This is a genomic window from Dechloromonas agitata is5, assembly GCF_000519045.1.
GTDB lineage: Bacteria > Pseudomonadota > Gammaproteobacteria > Burkholderiales > Rhodocyclaceae > Azonexus > Azonexus agitatus.
Window position 1 is genome coordinate 784,426 of sequence record NZ_KI912532.1, and the last position, 22,851, is coordinate 807,276.

At 65.5% G+C, this 22,851-nt stretch carries 24 protein-coding genes; 20 read left to right on the forward strand and 4 right to left on the reverse strand.

Annotation, left to right across the window (positions count from 1 at the left end; genetic code table 11):
- The first annotated feature begins 16 nt into the window (after positions 1-16).
- From K420_RS0103905 to K420_RS0103940, 8 genes are all read left to right on the forward strand, one after another.
- The gene (locus K420_RS0103905; RefSeq protein WP_027456897.1) at positions 17-1,207 is read left to right on the forward strand and encodes an acetyl-CoA C-acyltransferase; all 1,191 of its coding nucleotides are present in this window, start codon (positions 17-19) and stop codon (positions 1,205-1,207) included.
- Positions 1,208-2,113, forward strand: coding sequence for a DMT family transporter (locus K420_RS0103910; RefSeq protein ID WP_027456898.1), 906 nt, complete (start codon positions 1,208-1,210; stop codon positions 2,111-2,113). It begins immediately after the preceding gene.
- Entirely contained in the window at positions 2,110-3,246 is a 1,137-nt protein-coding gene (locus K420_RS0103915) for an acyl-CoA dehydrogenase (RefSeq protein WP_027456899.1), read from the forward strand. The genes K420_RS0103910 and K420_RS0103915 overlap by 4 nt, the downstream gene beginning before the upstream one ends.
- 76 nt (positions 3,247-3,322) lie before the next feature.
- Positions 3,323-3,940 (forward strand): 2-hydroxychromene-2-carboxylate isomerase, encoded by a 618-nt coding sequence (locus tag K420_RS0103920; protein ID WP_027456900.1) that lies wholly within the window; start codon positions 3,323-3,325, stop codon positions 3,938-3,940.
- 19 nt (positions 3,941-3,959) lie between these two features.
- Positions 3,960-4,559, forward strand: coding sequence for an LOG family protein (locus tag K420_RS0103925; protein ID WP_027456901.1), 600 nt, complete (start codon positions 3,960-3,962; stop codon positions 4,557-4,559).
- A 56-nt stretch (positions 4,560-4,615) separates the two neighbouring features.
- Positions 4,616-6,223, forward strand: coding sequence for a carboxyl transferase domain-containing protein (locus K420_RS0103930; protein ID WP_027456902.1), 1,608 nt, complete (start codon positions 4,616-4,618; stop codon positions 6,221-6,223).
- A 10-nt stretch (positions 6,224-6,233) separates the two neighbouring features.
- On the forward strand, positions 6,234-7,019 hold the full coding sequence (locus K420_RS0103935) for an enoyl-CoA hydratase/isomerase family protein (RefSeq protein ID WP_027456903.1): 786 nt from the start codon (positions 6,234-6,236) through the stop codon (positions 7,017-7,019).
- Between the two features lie 4 nt (positions 7,020-7,023).
- Positions 7,024-9,024 carry an acetyl/propionyl/methylcrotonyl-CoA carboxylase subunit alpha gene (locus K420_RS0103940; RefSeq protein ID WP_027456904.1) on the forward strand — a complete coding sequence of 667 codons (2,001 nt, stop codon included), beginning with the start codon at positions 7,024-7,026 and terminating at the stop codon, positions 9,022-9,024.
- Positions 9,025-9,039: 15 nt separating this feature from the next.
- On the opposite strand, the gene K420_RS0103945 is transcribed toward K420_RS0103940, so the two are convergent.
- Positions 9,040-9,243, reverse strand: a complete 204-nt coding sequence (locus tag K420_RS0103945) for a hypothetical protein (protein ID WP_027456905.1) — start codon at positions 9,241-9,243, stop codon at positions 9,040-9,042.
- Between the two features lie 107 nt (positions 9,244-9,350).
- Here K420_RS0103945 and K420_RS0103950 point away from each other — a divergent pair, with 107 nt between their 5' ends.
- From K420_RS0103950 to K420_RS0103980, 7 genes are all read left to right on the forward strand, one after another.
- Complete coding sequence (locus K420_RS0103950) at positions 9,351-10,256, forward strand: hydroxymethylglutaryl-CoA lyase (RefSeq protein WP_027456906.1); 906 nt, start codon at positions 9,351-9,353, stop codon at positions 10,254-10,256.
- A complete protein-coding gene (locus tag K420_RS0103955) occupies positions 10,253-11,242 on the forward strand; it encodes a hypothetical protein (RefSeq protein ID WP_157274995.1) in 990 nt (329 codons plus the stop codon). The genes K420_RS0103950 and K420_RS0103955 overlap by 4 nt, the downstream gene beginning before the upstream one ends.
- Positions 11,243-11,443, forward strand: a complete 201-nt coding sequence (locus K420_RS18070; RefSeq protein ID WP_035854482.1) for a DUF1289 domain-containing protein — start codon at positions 11,243-11,245, stop codon at positions 11,441-11,443.
- Positions 11,436-11,615, forward strand: a complete 180-nt coding sequence (locus K420_RS0103965; protein ID WP_035854488.1) for a DUF1289 domain-containing protein — start codon at positions 11,436-11,438, stop codon at positions 11,613-11,615. The genes K420_RS18070 and K420_RS0103965 overlap by 8 nt, the downstream gene beginning before the upstream one ends.
- Positions 11,612-12,526 (forward strand): MBL fold metallo-hydrolase, encoded by a 915-nt coding sequence (locus tag K420_RS0103970; RefSeq protein WP_027456909.1) that lies wholly within the window; start codon positions 11,612-11,614, stop codon positions 12,524-12,526. The genes K420_RS0103965 and K420_RS0103970 overlap by 4 nt, the downstream gene beginning before the upstream one ends.
- Positions 12,527-12,609: 83 nt before the next feature.
- The gene (locus tag K420_RS0103975) at positions 12,610-13,191 is read left to right on the forward strand and encodes a DJ-1/PfpI family protein (RefSeq protein WP_027456910.1); all 582 of its coding nucleotides are present in this window, start codon (positions 12,610-12,612) and stop codon (positions 13,189-13,191) included.
- Between the two features lie 22 nt (positions 13,192-13,213).
- Positions 13,214-13,522 carry a ribbon-helix-helix domain-containing protein gene (locus tag K420_RS0103980; RefSeq protein WP_027456911.1) on the forward strand — a complete coding sequence of 103 codons (309 nt, stop codon included), beginning with the start codon at positions 13,214-13,216 and terminating at the stop codon, positions 13,520-13,522.
- A 56-nt stretch (positions 13,523-13,578) separates the two neighbouring features.
- Here the strand turns inward: K420_RS0103980 and K420_RS0103985 are convergent, their stop codons facing one another.
- Positions 13,579-14,757, reverse strand: coding sequence for a M20 aminoacylase family protein (locus K420_RS0103985; protein ID WP_027456912.1), 1,179 nt, complete (start codon positions 14,755-14,757; stop codon positions 13,579-13,581).
- 71 nt (positions 14,758-14,828) lie between these two features.
- Between K420_RS0103985 and rapZ the strand changes: the two genes are divergently transcribed.
- From rapZ to K420_RS0104010, 5 genes are all read left to right on the forward strand, one after another.
- Positions 14,829-15,674, forward strand: coding sequence for an RNase adapter RapZ (rapZ, locus tag K420_RS0103990; RefSeq protein WP_027456913.1), 846 nt, complete (start codon positions 14,829-14,831; stop codon positions 15,672-15,674).
- Positions 15,671-16,048 carry a NusG domain II-containing protein gene (locus K420_RS0103995; protein ID WP_035854491.1) on the forward strand — a complete coding sequence of 126 codons (378 nt, stop codon included), beginning with the start codon at positions 15,671-15,673 and terminating at the stop codon, positions 16,046-16,048. Before rapZ ends, K420_RS0103995 begins: the two co-directional genes overlap by 4 nt.
- A gap of 103 nt (positions 16,049-16,151) precedes the next feature.
- Positions 16,152-16,667 carry a Gx transporter family protein gene (locus K420_RS0104000; protein WP_232422818.1) on the forward strand — a complete coding sequence of 172 codons (516 nt, stop codon included), beginning with the start codon at positions 16,152-16,154 and terminating at the stop codon, positions 16,665-16,667.
- Positions 16,660-17,271, forward strand: coding sequence for a flavin prenyltransferase UbiX (locus K420_RS0104005; RefSeq protein ID WP_027456916.1), 612 nt, complete (start codon positions 16,660-16,662; stop codon positions 17,269-17,271). Before K420_RS0104000 ends, K420_RS0104005 begins: the two co-directional genes overlap by 8 nt.
- Positions 17,271-17,903, forward strand: a complete 633-nt coding sequence (locus K420_RS0104010; RefSeq protein ID WP_084019549.1) for an LON peptidase substrate-binding domain-containing protein — start codon at positions 17,271-17,273, stop codon at positions 17,901-17,903. The genes K420_RS0104005 and K420_RS0104010 overlap by 1 nt, the downstream gene beginning before the upstream one ends.
- 10 nt (positions 17,904-17,913) lie before the next feature.
- Here K420_RS0104010 and K420_RS18075 read toward each other — a convergent pair whose 3' ends face one another.
- Both K420_RS18075 and K420_RS19575 read right to left on the reverse strand, forming a co-directional pair.
- Complete coding sequence (locus K420_RS18075) at positions 17,914-19,233, reverse strand: diguanylate cyclase domain-containing protein (protein WP_027456918.1); 1,320 nt, start codon at positions 19,231-19,233, stop codon at positions 17,914-17,916.
- A gap of 18 nt (positions 19,234-19,251) precedes the next feature.
- Complete coding sequence (locus K420_RS19575) at positions 19,252-22,761, reverse strand: PAS domain S-box protein (RefSeq protein WP_051452945.1); 3,510 nt, start codon at positions 22,759-22,761, stop codon at positions 19,252-19,254.
- Positions 22,762-22,851: the final 90 nt, after the last annotated feature.

Genomic DNA, 22,851 nt, shown 5'->3' on the forward strand with positions numbered 1-22,851 from the left:
GCATAGGAGAACCCTCATGTCCGATCCCATCGTTATCGTTTCCGCCGCCCGTACCGCCATGGGCTCGTTTCAGGGAGGGTTTTCCGGCCTGACCGCCGCCAACCTCGGTGCCGAGGCAATCAAGGCCGCCATTGCCCGTGCCGGCCTCGACACCCACCTGATCGAGGAAGTGCTGATGGGCTGCGTGCTGCAAGCCGGCCAGGGCCAGGCCCCAGCCCGCCAGGCCGCATTGCAGGCCGGCCTGCCGCTGACCGCCGGCTGCGCCACCATCCACAAGGTCTGCGGCTCCGCCATGAAGGCGACCATGCTCGGCCACGACGGCATCCTGGCCGGTTCCTACGGCGCTGCCGTGGTCGGCGGCATGGAGTCGATGACCAACGCCCCCTACCTGCTGCCCAAGGCCCGTGGCGGCTATCGCCTCGGCCACGGCCAGCTGATGGACCACATGTTCCTCGACGGCCTGGAAGACGCTTACGGCAAGGAAACCCGCGGCCGCCTGATGGGTACCTTCGCTGAGGAATGCGCTGCTGCCTACGGCTTCACCCGCGAAGCGCAGGACGAATTCGCTGTCCGTTCAACCACCCGCGCCATCGAGGCCAGCAACAACGGCAGCTTCGCCTGGGAAATCACCCCGGTCACCGTCGCCGGCCGCAAGGGTGACGTCGTGATCGACAAGGACGAAGGCCCGTTCGCCGTCAATGTCGACAAGATCCCGACCTTGAAGCCGGCTTTCAAGAAGGATGGCACGGTCACCGCCGCCAATTCCTCGTCGATCTCCGACGGTGCTGCCGCCATGGTCTTGATGCGCGAATCGCAAGCCGCCAAGCTGGGCTTGAGCCCGGTTGCCCGCATCGTCGGCCACACCACCCATGCCGGCATTCCTGCCCAGTTCCCGTCCGCCCCGGTCGGCGCGATGCAGAAGCTGTTCGCCAAGACCGGCTGGACGGCCGAATCGGTCGATCTGTACGAGATCAACGAAGCCTTCGCCGTGGTCACCATGGCGGCGCTGCATGACCTCAAGCTCGACCCGGCCAAGGTCAACATCCACGGCGGCGCCTGTGCGCTGGGCCACCCGATCGGCGCTTCCGGCGCCCGCATCGTCGTCACGCTGCTCGGCGCGCTGAAGAAGTACGGCCTGAAGCGCGGCGTCGCCTCGCTGTGCATCGGTGGCGGCGAAGCGACCGCCCTGGCTGTCGAGATGCTGTAAGTGCCCGAGCAGGCCCGGACAGTTACCTACGTCAAGTTGATCGCCGCCATGGCCATGTGGGGAGGCACCTGGATCGCCGGGCGCGTCATCGCCCAGGAGCTGAGCGCGCCGCTGGCTGTCGCCGCGCTGCGCTTCGTGCTCTCCGGACTGGCCGTCGGCGGCTTCATGCTGCTTTCGGAAGGCCGCCTGCCGGTTCCGCAGAGCAGTCGCGACTGGGGGCTGATCTGGGCCCTGGGCTTTTTCGGCATCTTCCTCTACGGCCTGTGTTTCTTCTTCGGCCTGCAGCGCATTCCGGCCGGACGCGGAGCACTGGTCGTCGCCCTCAACCCGGCAGTGATCGTCATTACCGCCTGGCTGATCGGCAAGGAGCGCATGACGCCGCGCAAGGCCGTCGGCAGCCTGATCGCCCTCGCCGGTTGCCTGACGGTGATCGGCAACGGCGATCCCCTGGCACTGTTCCAGGGTACCGTCGGACTCGGCGAATGGCTGATTGTCGGCTGCGTACTGAGCTGGACGGCCTACACCTTCATCGGCTGGCAAGCCACCGGCCGCTTCTCGCCACTCGCCACCACCTTCTACGCCAGCCTTTCCGGGGCCATCCTGCTCGGCCTGGCGGCACTGCTCCAGGGCGACATCGATCCGGCCGCCTGGTCGTGGCGTGTCTGGAGCGGCATGGGCTTCCTGGCCATCTTCGGCACGGCCATCGCCTACACCTGGTTTACCGACGCCGTGCATCGCCTCGGCGCCGGCCACGCCTCCATCTTCATCAATCTGGTGCCGGTCTTCGCCGTGCTGCAGGCTGCCCTGCTGCTCGGCGAACGGCTCGGGCTGGCCGTGCTGGCCGGCGGCACGCTGGTCATCGCCGGTGTCTGGCTCACCAGTTACCAAAAGGGAAAAACAGCATGATCCTCACACAAGAACAGGAAATGATCCGTGACGCGATGCGCGCCTTCGCGCAGGAGCGCCTCGCCCCCTTCGCTGCCGAATGGGACAAGCACCACACCTTCCCGGCCGACGCGCTGAAGGAACTCGGCGAACTCGGCGCCATGGGCATGTGCGTGCCCGAGGAATGGGGCGGCGCCGGCATGGACTATATGTCGCTGGTGCTGACCCTGGAAGAAATCGCTGCTGGTGACGGCGCCACCTCGACCATCGTCTCGGTGCAGAATTCGCTGGCCTGCGGCATCACGCAGAAATACGGCACCGACGCGCAGAAGGAAGAATGGCTGAAGCCGCTCGCCCGCGGCGAGAAGCTCGGCTGCTTCTGCCTGACCGAGCCGCACACCGGCTCCGATGCTGCCGCCATCACCACCCGCGCCGACCGCGACGGTGACCATTTCGTGCTGAACGGCGTCAAGCAGTTCATCACCACCGGCAAGCACGCCCACATGGCCATCGTCTTCGCGGTGACCGACAAGGCCGCCGGCAAGAAGGGCATTTCCTGCTTCCTGGTGCCGACCGACACCCCGGGTTTCATCGTTGGCCGCACCGAAGACAAGATGGGCCAGCATGCGTCCGACACCGTGCAGATCATTTTTGAAAACTGCCGCGTGCCGGCTTCCGCCCTGCTCGGCAAGGAAGGTGAAGGCTACAAGATCGCGCTGTCCAACCTCGAAGCCGGCCGCATCGGCATCGCCGCCCAGAGCATCGGCATGGCCCGCGCCGCGTTTGAAGCCGCTGTCCGCTACGCCAAGGAACGCGTCACCTTCGGCCAGCCGATCATCGAGCACCAGGCCGTCAATTTCCGCCTGGCCGACATGAACACGCTGCTCGATGCCGCCCGCCTGATGGTCTGGCGCGCCGCCCAGCTGAAGGACGCCGGCAAGCCCTGCCTGAAGGAAGCCTCGATGGCCAAGATGTTCGCCTCCGAAGCCGCCGAGAAGATCGCCTCGGACGCCATCCAGATCCACGGCGGCGTCGGCTACACCAGCGACTTCCCGGTCGAGCGCATCTACCGCGACGTGCGCATCAGCCAGATCTACGAAGGCGCCAACGACATCCAGCGTCTGGTGATCGGCCGCACGATCGCCAGCGAGTAAGCCCCAACCGCGCGGCCGACCGGAACAGCCCAGAAATTCCGGCGGCCGCTGCCAACAGAGAAACGAGGAGACAACCATGACTGATAGCGACAAGGCACCGATCGATTTCTGGTTCGATTTTTCCAGCCCCTACGGCTACCTGATGAGCGAGAAGATCGACGCGCTGGCCGCCCAGTACGGCCGCAAGGTGCGCTGGCATCCGGTGTTGCTCGGCGTCATTTTCCAGGCCACCGGCTCGCGTCCGCCGGTCGACGGCACGAGCAGCAAGGCGACGTACATGCTGCACGACTTCCACCGCTCGGCGCGCCACATGGGCATCCCCTACAACCCGCCGAGCCGCTTCCCGCTGCCGACTCAGAACGCCGCCCGCGCCTACTACTGGCTGCACGGCCAGGATTGCACCCTGGCTCGCCAGTTCGCGCATGCCGTTTATCGCGGCTTCTTCGTGAACGATCTGGACATCTCGTCGCCCGACACGGTGCTCGACATCGCTGCCGGACTCGGGATCGACCGCGAAAAGCTGGCTGCCGCGCTGCAGGCCCCCGAGATCAAGGCCCGTCTCAAGGACGAATGCGACAAGGCACTGGCCGCCGGCGTCTTCGGCTCGCCGCACGTGATCATCGACGGCGAGGCTTTCTTCGGTGCCGACCGCCTGCCGCAGATCGAGCACTGGCTGGCAACGGGCGGCTTCTGAGCGATATTTCCAGGACACCATGAAACGAATCTGCGTCTTCTGCGGCTCCAACGCCGGCAATAATCCGATCTACCGGGACGAGGCGGAAAGGCTCGGCCACCTGCTCGCCGCGCGCGGCATCGAACTGGTCTATGGCGCCGGCAACATCGGGCTGATGGGCGCGGTGGCCGATGCCTGCCTGGAAGCCGGCGGCACCGTCCTCGGCGTCATCCCGGAAGCGCTGATGGGTAAGGAAGTGGCTGGCCGCGCCGTCGATCACCGGGCGCTGACGCGCATCGAGGTGGTCGATTCGATGCACACGCGCAAGGCGCGCATGGCCGAGCTGTCCGACGGCTTCATTGCCCTGCCCGGCGGCTTCGGCACCTTCGAGGAGTTCTGCGAAATTCTGACCTGGGGCCAGCTCGGTTTCCATACCAAGCCGATGGGCCTGCTCAACGTCAATGGTTTCTACGACCCGCTGCTGGCCATGTTCGACCGCGCCGTGACCGACGGCTTCCTGCGCGCGCAGAACCGCGCGATGGCGCTGGCCGACACCGAAATCGAAAACCTGCTGGCGCAGATGGCGGCCTATCGGGCCGAGCCGGTCAGCAAGTGGCTGAAAGAGGAAAAGCAGTTGTAGCAGCATTTATTCACCCGATTTTTCAGGCAACGCACACAGAAAAGAAGCGAGGAGACATGACCATCCTGAAATCCCAACTCAACCCGCGCGGCGCGGACTTCCAGGCCAACGCATCGGCCATGCGCACGCTGGTCGACGACCTGCACGAGAAGGTCGAGAAAATCGCCCTCGGTGGCCCGGAAGCGGCACGCCAGAAGCACCTGGCCCGCGGCAAGCTGTTGCCGCGCGAGCGGGTCAACGGCCTGCTCGACCCCGGCACGCCCTTCCTCGAAATCGGCCAGTTCGCCGCCTACGGCATGTATGGCGGCGACGTGCCGGCCGCTTCGGTCATCGCCGGCATCGGCCGCGTCCAGGGTGTCGAATGCATGGTGGTGGCCAACGACGCCACCGTGAAGGGCGGCACCTACTACCCGCTGACCGTCAAGAAGCACCTGCGCGCCCAGGAAATCGCCCTGGAAAACCGCCTGCCCTGCGTCTATCTGGTCGATTCCGGCGGTGCCTTCCTGCCCATGCAGGACGAGGTCTTCCCGGACAAGGAACACTTCGGCCGCATCTTCTTCAATCAGGCCAACCTGTCGGCCAAGGGCATCCCGCAGATCGCCGCGGTGATGGGTTCGTGCACGGCGGGCGGCGCGTACGTCCCCGCCATGTGCGACGAGTCGATCATCGTCAAGAACCAGGGCACCATCTTCCTCGGCGGCCCGCCGCTGGTGAAGGCGGCCACCGGTGAAGTCGTTTCGGCCGAAGACCTCGGCGGCGCCGATGTGCATACCCGTATTTCCGGCGTGGCCGACCATCTGGCGGAAAACGACGCGCACGCGCTGGCTATCGCCCGCCGCATCGTCAAGGATCTGAACTGGCAGAAACAGCCGCCGGTCAGCCTCGCCGCGCCGGCCGAGCCGCTCTACGCCGCCGAAGAACTCTACGGCGTGATCCCGACCGACTCGAAGAAGCCCTTCGACGTGCGCGAAATCATCGCCCGCCTGGTCGACGGCTCCGATTTCGACGAATTCAAGGCCCGCTACGGCAACACGTTGGTTTGCGGCTTTGCCCGCATCTACGGCTATCCGGTGGGCATCGTCGCCAATAACGGCATCTTGTTCAGCGAATCGGCGCAGAAAGGCGCGCACTTCATCGAGCTGTGCGCCCAGCGCGGCATCCCACTCGTCTTCCTGCAGAACATCACCGGCTTCATGGTCGGCAAGAAATACGAAAACGGCGGCATCGCGCGCGACGGGGCCAAGATGGTGACCGCCGTCGCCACCGCCAAGGTGCCGAAATTCACCGTGGTCATCGGCGGCAGCTTCGGCGCCGGCAACTACGGCATGTGCGGCCGTGCCTACTCGCCGCGTTTCCTGTGGATGTGGCCGAACGCGCGCATCTCGGTGATGGGGGGCGAACAGGCCGCCGGCGTACTGGCCACGGTCAAGCGCGACGGTCTGGAGGCCTCCGGCAAGACCTGGTCGGCCGAAGAAGAAGCCGCCTTCAAGGCGCCAATCCGCGAGCAGTACGAAACCCAGGGCCACCCCTACTACGCCTCGGCGCGCCTGTGGGACGACGGCATCATCGACCCAGCCGACACCCGCCGCGTACTCGGTCTCGGCCTGTCGGCCGCGATGAACGCCCCGGCCGAAGAAACCAAGTTCGGCGTCTTCCGGATGTAAGGAGCCCACCATGTTTACCGCCCTCGAAATTGAACTGAACGGCCCGGTCGCGACGATCTGGATGAACCGCCCGGACCTGCACAATGCCTTCGATGAAACCCTGATTGCCGAACTGACCGCCGCCTGCGTCGCGCTGGACGACGATGCCGACGTGCGCGTCGTCGTCCTCGCCGGTCGCGGCAAGAGCTTCTCGGCCGGTGCCGACCTCAACTGGATGAAGCGCGCCGCCAACAACGGCATCGACGACAACCTCAACGATGCCCGCACCCTGGCCCGCATGCTGCGCACCTTGGCCGAGATGAAGAAGCCGACCATCGCCCGCGTGCAAGGCGCGGCGCTCGGCGGCGGCATGGGCCTGGCTTCGGCCTGCGACGTTGCCGTGGCCTCGACCAAGGCGGTGTTCGCCACCTCCGAGGTCAAGTTCGGCATCATCCCGTCCGCCATCTCGCCCTACGTCCTGCGCGCCATCGGCGCGCGTCAGGCCACCCGCTATTTCCAGAGCGCAGAACGCATCGACGCCGCCCGCGCCCGCGAAATCGGGCTGGTGCATGAAACGGTCGAACCGGACGCGCTCGACGCCAAGGTGCAGGAAATCGTCGCCAGTCTGCTGCAAGGCGGGCCGCTCGCCCAGGCGGCGGCCAAGGATCTGATCCGCGCCGTCAATCACCAGCCGATCAACGAAACCCTCGTCGAGGAAACCGCCCACCGCATCGCCCACCTGCGCGCCACGCCGGAAGCCCGCGAAGGCATCGCCGCCTTCCTCGACAAACGACAGCCCAGCTGGATGGGGGAATAAATACATGTTTACCAAGATTCTGATTGCCAACCGGGGCGAGATCGCTTGCCGGGTGATTAAAACCGCCCGCCGCATGGGCATCCGTACCGTCGCCGTCTATTCCGAGGCCGATGCCAACGCCCGCCATGTCCGTCTGGCCGATGAGGCCGTGCTGCTCGGCCCGGCCGCGGCGCGCGAGTCCTATCTGGTCGCCGACAAGATCATCGAAGCCTGCAAGCGCACCGGCGCGCAAGCGGTACATCCGGGCTATGGCTTCCTGTCCGAGAACGAGGAGTTCGCCGAGGCGCTGGCCGCCAACGGCATCACCTTCATCGGCCCGCCGGCCTCGGCTATTCGTGCCATGGGCTCGAAGTCGGAAGCCAAGAAGCTGATGGGCAAGGCCGCCGTGCCGCTCACCCCGGGCTACCACGGCGATGACCAGACGCCGGATTTGCTGCACAAGGAGGCCGACCAGATCGGCTATCCGGTGCTGATCAAGGCCGCTGCCGGCGGTGGCGGCAAGGGCATGCGCCTGGTCGAGAAATCGGCCGATTTCCCCGACGCGCTGGCCTCCTGCAAGCGCGAGGCGATTTCCAGCTTCGGCAACGACCATGTGCTGATCGAGAAATACATCACCAAGCCGCGCCACATCGAGATCCAGGTTTTCGCCGACACGCTGGGCAACTGCGTCTATCTGTTCGAGCGCGACTGCTCGGTGCAGCGCCGCCACCAGAAGGTGCTCGAAGAAGCCCCCGCCCCCGGCATGCCGGAAGAACGCCGTCGCCAGATGGGCGAAGCGGCCGTCGCCGCGGCCAAGGCGGTCGGTTACGTCGGCGCCGGCACGGTCGAGTTCATCGCCATGCAGGACGGCACCTTCTACTTCATGGAGATGAACACCCGCCTGCAGGTCGAGCACCCGGTCACCGAAATGATCACCGGCCAGGATCTGGTCGAATGGCAACTGCGCGTCGCCGCTGGCCAGCCGCTGCCGCTCAAGCAGGAACAGCTGGAAATCCGCGGCCATGCGCTGGAAGCGCGCATCTACGCCGAAGACGCCAACAAGGGTTTCCTGCCCGCCACCGGCCAGCTGATCCGCCTCGCCCCGCCGGCCGAATCGATCAACGTGCGGGTCGATACCGGCGTCGAGGAAGGCGACGAGATCACCCCCTTCTACGATCCGATGATCGCCAAGCTGATCGTCTGGGACGAAACCCGCGACGGCGCCCTGGCCCGCATGCGCCAGGCGCTGGCCGACTACCAGGTGGCCGGCCTGACCACCAACATCGACTTCCTGTCGCGCCTGGTGGCCTGCCCGGCCTTCGCCGGGGCCGACCTCGACACTGGCCTGATCGAGCGCCAGAAGGACTTCCTCTTCCCGGCCGCCCAGCCGGTGCCGCGCGACGCACTACTGGTCGCCACGGTTGGCGAACTGCTATGGGAGCAGCATGCGGCCAAACTGGCCGCGAAAACCAGCGGCGACCCGCATTCGCCGTGGCACGCCCGCGACGGCTGGCGCATGAACCTGTCGTCGGCCCGCACCATCAGCTTCAAGGATGGCGAGACGCTGGTCGATGCGCAGGTGCGCTACCGCCGCGACCATTGGGCGATCACCGTCGCCGGCGAAACCACGCTGGCCCGCGGCAAGAAGCTGGAAGGCGACCGCTTCGCCGTCGAACTCGACGACCGCCGCCTGATCGCCTCGGTCGTGGCCGTGGACGACAGGCGCAGCATCTTCCTCCAGGGCAGCACCGTCACCCTGCTCCGTGACGACCCGCTGCACCGCGTCGATGCCGGCGACAGCCACGGCGGCGGCCTGACCGCGCCGATGCCCGGCAAGGTCGTCGCCCTGCTCGCCCAACCGGGGCAGGCCGTGGAAAAAGGCACGCCGCTGCTGATCCTCGAAGCGATGAAGATGGAGCACACCATCACCGCGCCGGCCGCCGGTGTCGTCAAGGCCTTCTGCTACGCCGCTGGCGAGCAGGTGGCCGATGGCGCCGCCCTGGTCGAGTTCGAAAACGCCGACTAAACGCCGGCCGGCGCGCTACTCCTGATGATCCTCCTCGTCCGACGCCTTCAGCCACCACAGCAGGTCACTGCCCTGCAGGGGCGTCGGGACGATCTGGTTGCTGCTCCACTTGAACACCGGGCCATAGGGCAGGTAGCGCGCCATCATTTCGCCGCGTTCGGTGATGCCAAAGAACGGCACGCCGAGCCGGATCGAATCGCGGATTTGTTCGTCGGTCATACTTTCTCCTTGGCTGAACGGGGCTTTATGGAACACGCTACGCCCATCGCCCGGTGCCTGCAAGGGCGCCGCCCCGTCTGCCGCTTTTCCCTGCCGGATCGCTGATCATGCCCCTCCCCTCCCACGTCAAGATCGTCGAAGTCGGCCCGCGCGACGGGCTGCAGAACGAAAAACAGGTCGTCCCGACCGAAATCAAGATCGAACTGATCGACCGCCTGGCCGATGCCGGCCTCAAGGTTATCGAAGCCACCTCCTTCGTGTCGCCCAAATGGGTGCCGCAGATGGGCGACAACAGCGCCGTGCTGGCCGGCATCCAGCGCCGGCCGGGCGTCACCTACACGGCGCTGACCCCCAACTTGCAGGGCTTCGACGGTGCTGCCGCGGCGCAGGCCGACGAAGTGGCGATTTTCGCTGCCGCGTCGGAGAGTTTTTCGCGCAAGAACATCAATTGCTCCATTGCCGAGAGCCTGAAGCGCTTCGAACCCGTCGTCTCAGCTGCTTCAGCGCTGGAAATCCCGGTGCGCGGTTATGTTTCCTGCGTCGTCGGCTGCCCCTATGAAGGCGCCATCGCACCGGAACAGGTGGCCAGCGTGGCGCAGACGCTGTTCGACATGGGCTGCTACGAAGTGTCGCTCGGCGACACCATCGGCGTCGGCAACCCCGCCTCGGTGCAGCGCATGATCGAGGCCTGTGCCCGGCGCATTCCGATCGGCAAGCTGGCCGGCCATTATCACGACACCTACGGCATGGCCATCGCCAACATTCATGCCTCCCTGCAGTCAGGCATGGCGGTATTCGACGCCTCGGTCGCCGGCCTCGGTGGCTGCCCCTACGCCAAGGGCGCATCCGGCAACGTGGCGACGGAGGACGTGGTCTACCTGCTCGACGGACTGGGCATTGAAACCGGCATCGATCTGGCTAAACTGGCAGCCATCGGCGACTGGATCTCCAGTGCCATCAACCGCCCGAACGGCGCCAAGGCCGGCCGGGCCCTCTGCGCCAGGACCTTGTGAACCTTTTTTCCGCCGTTGCCGATTTCCTGAAACCTCCGCCGCCGCCCGATCCCGTCGTCCTTCAGGCGATGGAGCGGGTGTGCGAACTGGTCGACCCGATGCTCAAGCACGCCTCGGGTTTCGAGAAGCAGTTGGCCGGCCCGGTCCAGCATGCCCTTGGCTACTGCGCCGGCCTCGTCGCCTCGCTGCCCGGCCCGATCGACATCAACCGCCACGCTTTCGCCAACGACCCGCTGGTGCACGCCCTGTTCGCCACGGCCGACGACATCGACCAGATGCTCGGCCGCAGCCAGGCGGTACGGGATTTCCTGGCCGAGCCGTGCAGTTGGGAAAGCGACCACTTTTACGCCATGTTCGCCGCCCGCCGGCAGGAAAAGAAGCAACTCGGCATGGAACAGCAGGGCGAGGTGATTCGCAACGACGTGCCGCAGCGGGTGCTTTATTTTTCCGGCCAGACCCTGATCGAGCCGAACTGCCAGCTTGAAAACACCTTGCAGGGCCTGCGCTGCAAGGCGCTGGAGAGCCTGGCCCGCACCTTCCATGCCCACGTTGAAGTTCTGCGCCATGAACGGGAAGGCCTGCGCGTCGATGCGGCACAGGAGCGCGCCCACCTGACGGAATTGCGCGGCAGCACGGGCGGCAGTGCCTACGAGGTCGGCACCCGCCATCTGGCCGATCTCGACGGCAAGCTGCGCCAGCACGCCGAGGCCCTGATGCCAGAGCACCTGCTCGCCGCACTCGCCGACTACCTGCAATCCCCCGAACCGGCCCTGCACCTGACGCCGGTCAGCATCACCGTAGACCGCCTGGGCGTCGTTCGCGACCCGGTTGCCGCCGATTTCAGCACGCACACCCTGAATTTCCCGGAACTAACCGCCCGCGACCGGCGTCTGCATCTGGCCATGCTCGCCAGAATCCGCCGCGACGAAGCCCTCGAAGCGGTCGAAATGGTGCGCGACCAACAACATCGCTTCATGCTCATCTGAATGGTTCGTTCTCCCTGCATCAATGTCTGCCAGATGGATGCCGCCACCGGCCTGTGCCGCGGCTGCTCCCGCACGCTCGACGAAATCGCCGCCTGGTCGCGTCTCGACGACACGGCGCGCCTGGCGATCCTCACCGCCGTCGCGGCGCGACGCAGCGCGCCGGCGGCGACATCCCGTAATGACCCGGCTCACCATGTCTGAATCCAGCGAAGACCTCTACCAATGCATCGGCGTCTGCATGGCCGACCCGGAAACCGGCGTCTGCATGGGCTGTGGCCGGCCGCCACTCGGCGGGCCGGATGTCGCCATCGAGCTCGTCCCGCCCCCACGCGACCCGCCCCGCCCGACGGCTGACCCGGACACCCCGGAATGACCGCATCCCTGCCTGACAGCCTGCTCGTCCTCGAACGCGGCTGGCTGTCGGCCAACAACATCCTGTGCTTCGACGGCGACCGGGCAACGCTGGTCGATAGCGGCTATGTCACCCATGCCGCGCAGACCGTCGACCTCGTCCGCCACACCCTCGCCGGCCGCACGCTGACCCGCCTGCTCAACACCCACTCGCACTCCGATCATATTGGTGGCAATGCCGCGCTGAAGGCCGCCTACAACTGCGAGATCATCGTTCCCGCCGGCCTGCACGCAGCCATTGCCGATTGGGATGAAGACGCCCTGCTCCTCTCCCCGCTCGGCCAGCAGAACGCCCGTTTCCAGCACGACAGCCTGATCGGCGCCGGTGCCGAGATCGAAATGGGTGGCCTCAACTGGCAGGCCCTCGCCGTACCCGGCCACGACATGGAAGCGCTGGCCTACTACAACCCCGAAAAGCGCATCCTGATTTCCGGCGACGCGCTGTGGGAAAACGGTTTCGGCGTCATCTTCCCGGAACTGCTCGGCGAAGCCGACGGCCTGCGCCATACCCGTGCGACGCTGGAAATGCTCGCCCGGCTGCCCATCGACCTCGTCATCCCGGGTCACGGCCGGCCTTTCGATACGGTGGACGCCGCCTTCGAACGCGCCTTCCGCCGGGTCGACCAATTCACGCAAAACATCCCGCAACTCGCCTGGCATGCGATCAAGGTCATCGTTTCCTTCGCCATGCTGGAAAAACAACAGATCGCGCGGGCCGGCTTTGCCGACTTCGTGCTCGGCCTGCCCTTCGCGGTAGACGTCAATGCCCGCTTCCTCAACCTGGCCGACGATGCACTGGTCGCCAAGGTCGAGCGCGAGCTGCTGCTGGTCAACGCCCTGCGTCTGGACGACGGCAAGCTGATCGCCGGCTAGGCGTGTAGCATGCGGTTGCTACCCGCCTGACATCGCGGGCATGCACAATCGGTCGCACCACCCCAAACCCGAAGGAGACGACGATGGCTGCCAAGAAGATCCTGATGATTACCGGCGATTTCACCGAAGACTACGAAACCATGGTGCCCTTCCAGGCGCTACTGATGATCGGCCACACCGTGCATGCGGTCTGCCCCGGCAAGCAGGCCGGCGAGCAGGTCAAGACCGCCGTGCACGATTTCGAGGGCGACCAGACCTACAGCGAGAAGCCCGGCCACCATTTCACGCTCAACGCCACGTTCGCCGACGTGAAGCCGGCCGACTACGACGCCCTGGTCATCCCCGGCGGCCGTGCCCCGGAATACCTGCGCCTGAACCCCGAAGTGCTCGCCGCAGTCCGCCACTTTGCCGAGGCTGGCAAGCCGATTGCCGCCATCTGCCACGGTGCCCAACTGCTGAGCGCCGCCGGCGTGCTGACCGGCCGCTCGTGCAGCGCCTACCCGGCCTGTGGTCCGGAAGTCGTCGCCGCCGGCGGCCGCTATGCCGACATTCCGGTCGACCAGGCGACCGTCGACGGCAACCTGGTCACCGCGCCGGCCTGGCCGGCCCACCCGGACTGGCTGGCCAAATTCCTGAAAGTCCTGGGCAGCCGCATCGAAGCCTGATCCAGCCAACGCGAGGTGTCCCATGTGCGAGATCTACGTCAAGGCCGACCCGATGCTCTACGAATCGCGCTCGCGTTCGCTGCGCATTCATGGCTGTGTCACCAAGATCCGGCTGGAAAACCACTTCTGGGACATCCTCGCCGAAATCGCGGCAAGCGACGGCTACACGACCAACCAGCTGATCGCCAAGCTGTACGACGAACTGCTGGAGTATCGCGGCGAAATCGACAATTTCGCGTCCTTCCTGAGGGTCAGCTGCCTGCGCTACCTGACCCTGCGCAAACCGGCGGAACGGCCGACCCTGGCCATTCTTGAACGGAGCGCGGCGTAAGGCCGTTCGGCCCTGGTTTTCCTAAGGCAATGCGTGGCGTAAGACGCCACGCACCGTCACGCCGGGCGGCCCAGCCAGCGCCTGACCAGGTGCACCCAGTAGCTCGCGCCCAGGGTCAGCAACTCGTCGTTGAAGTCGTAATGCGGGTTGTGCAGGGTGCACCCGCCAGTCCCCGGCCCGTTGCCCAGCCAGACGTAGCAACCGGGTTTCTCGCGCAGCATGTAGGCGAAATCCTCGGCCCCCATCGACGGCAGGATATCGGTCAGCACCTTGTCGGCGCCGAACACCTCGGCCGCCACCTGCTGGCAGAACTTCGCCTCGGCAGCACTGTTCACGGTCGGCGGATAGCGGTGGTCGAACCGCACGCCGATCTGCGCGCCGTTGGCCGACGCCACGCCGCTGCACAGACGCTCGATGGCCCGCTCGACGGTTTCCTGCACCTCCGGCTTGAAGGTGCGGATGGTGCCGCGCAGCACGACCTCTTCCGGAATGACGTTCCACGCCTCGCCGCCATGGAATTGCGTCAGGCTGACGACGGCCGATTCGCAGGGATGCAGCGTGCGGCTGACCACCGTCTGCAGCGCCTGTACCAGTTGCGCCCCGGTGACGATGGCGTCGATGCCCTGGTGCGGCATGGCGGCATGGCAGCCGTGGCCGCGCACGGTGATCTCGAAGGCGCAGGTGCCGGCCATCACCGGGCCGGGCATGGCCATCATCTCGCCGACCGGAATGCCCGGCCAGTTGTGCAGGCCGAACACCGCCTCGACCGGGAAGCGCTCGAACAAGCCGTCCTCAATCATCACCGCGGCGCCGCCTTCCGACTCCTCGGCGGGCTGGAAAATGAACACCGCGACACCGTCGAAATCCGGCTTCTCGGCCAGGTAGCGGGCCGCCCCGAGCAGCATGGCGGTATGGCCGTCGTGGCCGCAGGCGTGCATTTTCCCGGGATGTTTGGAGTGATGCGGAAATTCATTCAGTTCGGCGACCGGCAATGCATCCATGTCGGCGCGCAGGCCGACCATGCGCGGCGAGGTGCCGGCGCGCAGCACGCCGACGACGCCGGTCTTGGCGATGCCGCGATGCACCTCCAGGCCGTAGCGTTCCAGTTCGCGCGCCACGATGTCGGCGGTGCGATTCTCGTTGAAGGCGAGTTCCGGATGGGCGTGGATATCGCGGCGCAGGGCCGTCAGTTCGGCCAGGAAGGGCAGATCGAGCAAGGGGATGGTGTGGGGCATGGTTCTCTCCTTTTTGCGGACTATTATGCCGCGGCTTGCTGGCATGCGCCGCCTTGATTATGCTCCCGCCGATGGAACTCATCCTGATTAGCGGCCTGTCCGGCTCCGGCAAGTCCGTCGCCCTGAACCTGCTGGAGGACTCCGGCTATTACTGCGTCGACAACCTGCCGGTGGTCATGCTGACGGTGCTCGCCCGCATGCTGAAGGAAGAGACCGTCCGCAAGGTCGCCGTCGCCATCGACGCCCGTTCCGGCCACGGCATCGAACTGCTCGCCGCCAAGATGGCCAGCCTGCAGGAATCCGGCATCAACCTGACCTTCCTCTTCCTGTACTCGAACGAGGAAACCCTGCTCAAGCGCTATTCCGAATCGCGCCGCCGCCATCCGCTGGCCAGCGCCGACCAGACGCTGGTCGAAGCCATCCGCGCCGAGCGCGACATGCTGGAGCCGATTTCCGGCCTCGGCCACCGCATCGACACCAGCGGCATGAAGGCCAACGGCCTGCGCGAATGGGTGCGCCAGTTCATCGAAGCCGAACCCGGCCAGGGCCTGACCCTGATGTTCGAATCCTTCGGCTTCAAGCACGGCATCCCGCTCGACGCCGACCTCGTCTTCGACGTACGCTGCCTGCCCAACCCGCACTACGACCCCGACCTGCGTCCGCTGACCGGCAAGGACCAGCCGGTCGTCGCCTTCCTCGAAGCCGAGGCGGAAGTCCGCCGCATGCGCGACGACATCGCCCGCTTCGTCGATACCTGGCTGCCCTGCTATATCCGCGACAACCGCAATTACCTGACGGTGGCCATCGGCTGCACTGGCGGCCAGCACCGCTCCGTCTACATGGCCGAATGGCTAGCCCGGAAATTTGCCGACCAGGCCCGGGTGCTCGTCCGCCACCGCACGCTGGCCGGCAGTTGAAAGCGTGGCTGGCCCTGACCCGGCCAGGCGACTGGCTGGTCTTCCTGGTCAGTGCGGCGCTGGTCGGGATCAGCATCCCGCACTTCTGGCAGGGCGGCTTGGCCGACCGCGCCATCGTGCGACAGGAGGGCAGGGTGTTTGCCGAGCTCGATCTCAAGGCCCGCCGGCAACTCGCCGTCCCCGGCCCGCTCGGTACCACACTGATTGCCATCGAACCCGGCCGCGCCCGCGTTGTGGCCGACCCCGGTCCACGCCAGTACTGCGTCCGGCAGGGCTGGCTGATGCGTCCTGGCGAAATCGCCATCTGTGCCCCGAATCGCGTCAGCCTGCAGATCACCGGCCGCACCAAGGTCTATGACTCGATCAGCTATTGACCGGGCGCCTGACGCAACGGACGCCCTGCAGGGCAAGTTGAACGGAACAGGCGCAGCCAACCCGCAGCGAGGCGGCCCCGGGCTTCAACCCGGGGTGGTTCAGCTGCAGGTCACCGAAGAAGACCGCCGCGTCGCCTGGCTGGCCACGGCGGCGGTCGGCCTGTCATTGGTCGATGCGGCCATTCCGTCACCGCTGCCCGGCGTCAAGCCGGGGCTGGCCAACATCGTGACCTTGGTCGTGCTGCTGCGCTACGGCTGGGGTACGGCAGTCTGGGTCAGTGGCCTGCGCGTGCTGGCCGGCAGCCTGCTGCTCGGTTATTTCCTCGCCCCCGGATTCTTCCTGTCGCTCGCCGGCACGACGCTCAGCCTGCTCACCCTCGGCGCCGCCCGGCATTTGCCGAAGCGCTGGTTCGGCCCGGTCAGCCTGTCCATCCTCGCTGCCTTCGCTCACATCGGCGGCCAGTTGCTGCTCGCCCGTGCCTGGCTGATTCCGCACGATGGCGTCTTCCTGCTCACCCCGGTTTTCGCCGGAGCAGCCCTCGTCTTTGGCACCCTCAACGGCCTGATCGCGGCTAAACTGCTGGCTGAAACTCCGCCTTCGGAAACCGCCGATGTCTAAATCCGTCTGCCTCGCCCTGACCGGTGCCTCCGGCATGCCTTACGGCCTACGCCTGCTCGACTGCCTGCTCGCCACCGACTGCCAGGTGCAGGTACTCTACTCGCAGGCTTCCCAGGTCGTCGCCCGACAGGAAATGGACTTCGACCTGCCCTCCCGCCCGGCCGAGGCCAAGGCCGCCCTGCTTGCCCGCTTTCCGCACGCCAACCCGGCCAAGCTGGCCGTCTACGGCCGCGAGGAATGGTTCGCCCCGGTCGCCTCCGGCTCCAACCCCCCGGATGCGATGATCGTCTGCCCGTGCAGCATGGGCACCCTGGCCGCCATCGCCCAGGGCCTGGCCGACAACCTGATCGAACGCGCCGCCGATGTGGTGCTCAAGGAAGGCCGCAAGTTGGTGCTGGTGCCGCGCGAAACGCCGTTCTCGGCCATCCATCTCGAAAACATGCTGCGCCTCTCGCGCGCCGGCGCCGTCATCCTGCCACCCAGCCCGGGTTTCTACCACCACCCGCAAAGCGTCCAGGACATCGTCGACTTCGTCGTCGCCCGCGTCCTCGACCAGGTCGGCATAGCGCACCAACTGATGCAACGCTGGGGCGAGGCGCGCTGATGGGCTGGTTCGATTTCATGCGCTCGCCGGGCGGCACCTCGATCGAAACGCTGAGCATCCCGCTCTTTCCGCTCAATACCGTCCTGTTCCCCGGCGGCCTGCAGCCGCTCAAGATCTTCGAGCAACGTTACCTCGACATGGCCGCTGCCTGCCTGAAAGACGACCGCCCGTTCGGCATCTGCCTGATCGACAAGGGCGGCGAAGTCGGCCAGGCGGCCACGCCGCACGCCGTCGGTACGCTGGCCAGCATCGCCAACTGGGAAATGGAGCAGCTCGGCATCCTGATGATCACCGCCCAGGGTGGCCGGCGCTTCCGCATCATCGACAGCCACATCGGCCCCGGTAACCTGCTCGCCGGCACCGTCGAACTGCTGCCCGAAATCCCGACCGTGCCGCTGCCGCAGGAACGCGAACGCCTGTTGCCCCTGCTCCAGCGCATCGTCAGCGATCTCGGCCCGGAGCGCATCCCGCAGCCTCATCGCTACGACGACGCCGAATGGGTCGGCTACCGGATCACCGAAGTCCTGCCCATCCAGAACCTGGCCAAGCAGAAACTGCTCGAACTGGACGACCCGCTCGTCCGGCTGGAGATTCTGGAGAAATACCTCAGTCAGCGGAAACTGATCGGTTGAGCAGTCCGGCCTACGCCGCCCCCAGCCGCTCGCCGTCAACCAGCAGGCGCAGGGTGTTGCGCCCCCCTTCCTTGGCCGCATACATGGCCTGATCGGCGCGCTGCAGGATAGCGTCGATGTTCTCATTGTCACGCCCGAACAGCGTCAGGCCGATACTCGGGCTGCTGTGGTGGATGACGTCACCCAGCAGGTAGGGGCTATTCAGCGCTCCCAGCAGCTTCTCACCGACCATTTTGGCGCTGTTGGTTGCCGCAACGGCGTCCGCCGGCAGGGCTTCGAGGAGCACGACGAACTCATCGCCCCCCAGCCGCGCTACGGTATCCTGCTCGCGCACGCAGCCGGACAGTCTTCCGGCAACTTGAATCAGCATGGCATCGCCCATCGCATGGCCATGGGTGTCATTCAGTTGCTTGAAATGATCCATGTCGAGAAAGAGCAGCGCCCCACGGGTATTATTCCGGACATTGCGGATGATGGCCTGCTGCAGGCGGTCCATCAGCAGGCGGCGATTCGGCAATTCGGTCAGGGGATCGAAGAAGGCCAGCCGCTGGATATCCGCCTCGCTGCGCCGCCGGTCATCGATGTTCTTGATGCAGCCGACCATGCGGCTTGCCTTGCCATCCCGGTCACGATCGACCACCTGACCGGTATCCGAAACCCAGAGATAGTGGCCGTCGCCATGCCGGATACGGTATTCGACGGTGAATTTCGTGTTGCCCTGCGCACTGTAGTCGAGCGCCTCCTCGACCGCCGCCAGGTCTTCGGGGTGAACGCGCTCGACATAGGTCGCGATCGGATGGTGGAGAAAGCTGCTGTCCAGGCCTAGCATGTGGCACCAGGCCTCGTTGTGGCTGATCTGATCAATGTCGATCTGCCAGTCCCAGATCCCGTCACCCGTCGCTTCCAGAACGAAGCGCATGCGCTCCTCGCTGGCGCGTACCTCCCGGTTGAGACTGACCAAACGGAGCGTGTTGCGGATGCGCAGCTTGACGATGTCGAGGTTGAAGGGCTTCGTGATGTAGTCGGCCACGCCGAGGTCGAGCCCTGCCATTTCCGATTCAACGCCGGTCAATGCGGTCAGAAAAATGACGGGCACGGCGGCCAGGCGAGGATCTTCCCGAAAGCGGCGGCAGGTTTCCAGGCCATCCATGTCCGGCATCATGATGTCGAGCAGGATCAAATCCGGCACCGATTTCCGGGCCATGGCCAGCCCCTGGCTGCCCGAAGTGGCGATCTCCAGATCGAATTCGCTGACCAGCGCGGTGCCCAGTGTAAACAGGTTGCCCGGCGTGTCATCAATGGCCAGGATACGGGGCTTGATTGGCTGCATGGTGGGTCTTTCTCGGTATCAGTCATTGATAAGGGCGCGCAGGCGCCCCAGGGCAATCTCAAATTGAAAGGTCTTGACCAGATCGGCGATATCGTTGATTTCGGGCGCGATATCGGTGTTGGCCGCCTGGCGCTGCAAGGCATCGAAATGCTGCAAGGCATCGAACTTGCCGGATTCGAGGAGCGGGGTGAGTGCCTCGATCGCCGTCCGCAAGGCGACGCGATCGAAGGTTCCGCACTTTTCGACCGCCTCGCCCGTTGCTCCGTCGGCCGGTAGCGCCGCGTTCAATCGCTCGGCCAGCATCTGGCGCAGATCGGAAACGACAACCGGCTTGGGCAGAAAGTGATCCATGCCACTTTCCAGGCAGCGCTGCCGATCCTCTGCAAAAGCCGAGGCGCTGATTGCGGCGATGGGGACGCGCGGCAGCCCGGTTGACGACTCCCATGCCCGAATCTTTCGGGCTGCGCTGTGGCCATCGAGTTCCGGCATCAGGCAATCCATCATGATGAGATCGGGACGAGGGTGTGCGATGGCCGCGTCGAACGCCTCGTAGCCGTTCCTGGCGAAAGCGACCTCGAGGCCCAGGCGGGTCAGCACGGTGCCGAGCACCTTGCGCTCCAGGGCATTGTCCTCGACCACCAGAACCCGCCCCTGGAAACTGGCAACGAGCCCAGCTGCTTCCAACTTGCCGGGCACGGCTGTATCCCCCGGCACAGCGCCCGCCACGGGAACGAGACAGACGCGGAACCACAGGCGGCTGCCCCTGCCCTCCTCGCTCGTCAAGCCGACCTCGCCGCCCATCAGCTCCGCCAGGTGGCGAACGATGGACAAGCCCAGCCCGCTTCCGCCGAAGCGCCGGGTCGTCGAACTGTCGGCTTGCGTGAAGGCCTGGAACAACGAGGCTTGCTTGTCACGGGGAATGCCGATTCCCGTATCGGTCACGGCGAATTCGAGCCTGGCACCCCGTTCATCGCGTCCGATTTCGCTGATCTGAATGGCGATCGAACCGCTCGGGGTGAATTTCAGGGCATTCGCCACCAGGTTGGCGAGCATCTGTTGCAAGCGGAAGGCATCCGCCAGATAGTGCTGCGCCGAAGGGCCATCCCACACGGCGCTCATCGCCAATCCCTTGGCGTGCGCATTGCCCTGGAAGAGACCCTGGATGTCCTGCAGCAGCTGTTGCGGCAGCCAGGGCCGATTGTCGAGTTCGATGCGCCCCGCCTCGACCTTCGCCAGGTCGAGCAGGTCATTGAGGATCGCCAGCAGGCCGCTGCCCGACTCGAGGATGACGCGGCCGTAATCCCGGCAGCGGGGGTCGGCCATTTCCGGACTGGCCAGCACCTGGGCCATGCCGAGGATGCTGTTGAGCGGCGTGCGAATCTCGTGGCTCATCGTCGCGAGAAACTCGCTCTTGGCCCGGTTGGCGGCCTCGGCCGCCTGTTTGGCCTGCATGAACTCGGTGATATCGACCCGGAAGCCGACCGTCGAACCATCGGTGGTTTTCCGTTCGCGCACATCCAGCCAGCGGCCATCCGGCAGCTTCTGGATGAAATTGGCCTCGGTCTGACGGTGAGCGGCAAGGCGCCGCTGAATCCAGGCCTCCGGGTCGTCTACCGCCTCCGGATATTGGCCATGGGCGACGCCGTAGCGCACGATCTCCTCGAAGGTCGAACCCGGCGCGAAAGCCGACCCCGAAATGGGGTAAAGCAGCCGATATTGCTCGTTGCACCACGTCAGACGATCGTTCGCGTCATAGACCGAGAACCCCTCCCCGATCGCTTCGATCGCCGAATGCAGCACCCCCTCCAGGTAGCGGCGCTGCTCGTCAGCCTGCTTTTGGGCCGTGATATCGAGGTGCACCCCGTACATGGCGAGCGGCCGGTGCGCTTCGCTCCAGTCGATGACCTTGCCGCGCAACTGTAGCCAGACCCAGTGGCCGTCGGCATGTCGAATACGGTATTCGATCTCGAGGCGCTCGCTGTCACCCGTCAGATGCTCGGCCAGACGGCCCTCGAACAGCATCCGGTCATCCGGGTGTATGCGATCTCGCCAAACCTGCAGATGATCGTCCCCGAACGCTTTCAGCGAACAGCCGACCATGCGCGCGGAGGCATCGTCCAGTATCAACCGCCCGGCAGCGACATCCCACTCCCAGGGGCCGGCCCCGGTGCCGGACAAGACGTTGATCAGCCGGTTCCGGTCGCGGGCGATTTCCTGCTCCTGCTGGCGCAGCGCGGTGATATCCCGCTTGATGGCGACATAGTGCGTCACCTCCCCGCCGGCATTGCGCAGCGATGAGATGCACACCTGCTCGATATACTCGTCGCCCGTCTTGCGCCGGTTGATGAATTCACCTTGCCAAACCTGGCCCTCATCCAGCGCCTGCCACATCGCCTGCTTCGTTTCGGGCGGTGTCCGGCCCGAACCGAGAAACACGGCATGACGGCCCATGACATCCGCCGCCAAGTATCCCGAGGTCTGCGTGAACGCCGGATTGACATAGACGATCCGCGTCTCGCGGTCCGTCATCACAATCGCCTCCGGGCTTTGCTCGATGACCTGCGAAAGGCGTCGCGCCTCCTCTTCGGCCCGATGGCGCGTCGTGATGTCGCGACCGAGCACGATGAAACGGTGGCCAGCTTGCCCGGCGGCATCCTTCCGTGCGACGGAGAGCTCGAACCAGGCATCGCCTTGTACCAAGGGCAGCTTGATCACCTTCCCGTAACTGGTGCCCTGCACCGCAGCCTCGGCCAGTGCCTGAAGCACGATTGTCGCTGCCGGCTCCGGCAGCATGTCGCCCGCCTTGCGACCGAGCAAGTCCTGGCGGGGCGCGATGAGCAGGCCTTCGTCATGGCAGCGGATAGCGAGGAAAGTACCCGCCTCGTCCATCTCGAACAAGGTATCCGGAATAGCGGCCAGGGTTGCATCGAGTTCATCCTGGCTTTGCTTCAGCTGCTGATTCTTGCCGGCCAGATCAGCCGCCATGTCACGCGCCTTCTGCTCGGCATCTGCGGCATTCTTCAGCAACAGATTCTGGACCAGGCGACCAATGGTCAGCAGAACCAGCAGGATCACCGTGACGTGTATGCCCAGCCGGCTCTGGAAGGCATTGGGAAAGCGGTAAAGGATCAGGACGACGGTGAAGGAAAATACGAACAGGGCCCAGCGCACATGGGTTACCGCCAGGGCCAGGATGAAGGGAATCCAGATCGCCTGCGGCACCGAAGAATCGAAGGCCTCTGCTTTCAGGCCCGCCGCCACGGTCACCACCGCAATCAGCGTGCTCAGTTTCAACGCCAGCGCATTGCCCCGCAGGTAGCTCAAGAAAAGCGCCACCGCCATCACGAGACCAAGCAAGACTCCGTAGAAACGGAAATGGAAGTCGCTGCTGCCCACCAGGGGATGGGTTTCCGGGTGGTAATGGGCAATGAACGCGCTGACCACCATGACCCCCACCATGACGGTGAAGAAGCCCAGGGCCGCGAGGTTGTAGCTTCTTTGATCGATTTGGCGAGAAAACAACTTCATGGCTTCCTTGGCTGATCTGGCCGGCGCGAGCCCCCTCTCCAGCCAATTTTCCAGGCACGAATCAGGTCGCCAGCGTAAGTTGCGCTTTCA

Coding starts and splice junctions, on each gene's coding strand:
- K420_RS0103905 (WP_027456897.1), top strand. CDS start 17: ATGTCCGATCCCATCGTTATCGTTTCCGCCGCCCGTACCGCCATGGGC.
- K420_RS0103915 (WP_027456899.1), top strand. CDS start 2,110: ATGATCCTCACACAAGAACAGGAAATGATCCGTGACGCGATGCGCGCC.
- K420_RS0103920 (WP_027456900.1), top strand. CDS start 3,323: ATGACTGATAGCGACAAGGCACCGATCGATTTCTGGTTCGATTTTTCC.
- K420_RS0103925 (WP_027456901.1), top strand. CDS start 3,960: ATGAAACGAATCTGCGTCTTCTGCGGCTCCAACGCCGGCAATAATCCG.
- K420_RS0103930 (WP_027456902.1), top strand. CDS start 4,616: ATGACCATCCTGAAATCCCAACTCAACCCGCGCGGCGCGGACTTCCAG.
- K420_RS0103935 (WP_027456903.1), top strand. CDS start 6,234: ATGTTTACCGCCCTCGAAATTGAACTGAACGGCCCGGTCGCGACGATC.
- K420_RS0103940 (WP_027456904.1), top strand. CDS start 7,024: ATGTTTACCAAGATTCTGATTGCCAACCGGGGCGAGATCGCTTGCCGG.
- K420_RS0103945 (WP_027456905.1), bottom strand. CDS start 9,243: ATGACCGACGAACAAATCCGCGATTCGATCCGGCTCGGCGTGCCGTTC.
- K420_RS0103950 (WP_027456906.1), top strand. CDS start 9,351: ATGCCCCTCCCCTCCCACGTCAAGATCGTCGAAGTCGGCCCGCGCGAC.
- K420_RS18070 (WP_035854482.1), top strand. CDS start 11,243: ATGGTTCGTTCTCCCTGCATCAATGTCTGCCAGATGGATGCCGCCACC.
- K420_RS0103965 (WP_035854488.1), top strand. CDS start 11,436: ATGTCTGAATCCAGCGAAGACCTCTACCAATGCATCGGCGTCTGCATG.
- K420_RS0103970 (WP_027456909.1), top strand. CDS start 11,612: ATGACCGCATCCCTGCCTGACAGCCTGCTCGTCCTCGAACGCGGCTGG.
- K420_RS0103975 (WP_027456910.1), top strand. CDS start 12,610: ATGGCTGCCAAGAAGATCCTGATGATTACCGGCGATTTCACCGAAGAC.
- K420_RS0103980 (WP_027456911.1), top strand. CDS start 13,214: ATGTGCGAGATCTACGTCAAGGCCGACCCGATGCTCTACGAATCGCGC.
- K420_RS0103985 (WP_027456912.1), bottom strand. CDS start 14,757: ATGCCCCACACCATCCCCTTGCTCGATCTGCCCTTCCTGGCCGAACTG.
- rapZ (WP_027456913.1), top strand. CDS start 14,829: ATGGAACTCATCCTGATTAGCGGCCTGTCCGGCTCCGGCAAGTCCGTC.
- K420_RS0104005 (WP_027456916.1), top strand. CDS start 16,660: ATGTCTAAATCCGTCTGCCTCGCCCTGACCGGTGCCTCCGGCATGCCT.
- K420_RS0104010 (WP_084019549.1), top strand. CDS start 17,271: ATGGGCTGGTTCGATTTCATGCGCTCGCCGGGCGGCACCTCGATCGAA.
- K420_RS18075 (WP_027456918.1), bottom strand. CDS start 19,233: ATGCAGCCAATCAAGCCCCGTATCCTGGCCATTGATGACACGCCGGGC.
- K420_RS19575 (WP_051452945.1), bottom strand. CDS start 22,761: ATGAAGTTGTTTTCTCGCCAAATCGATCAAAGAAGCTACAACCTCGCG.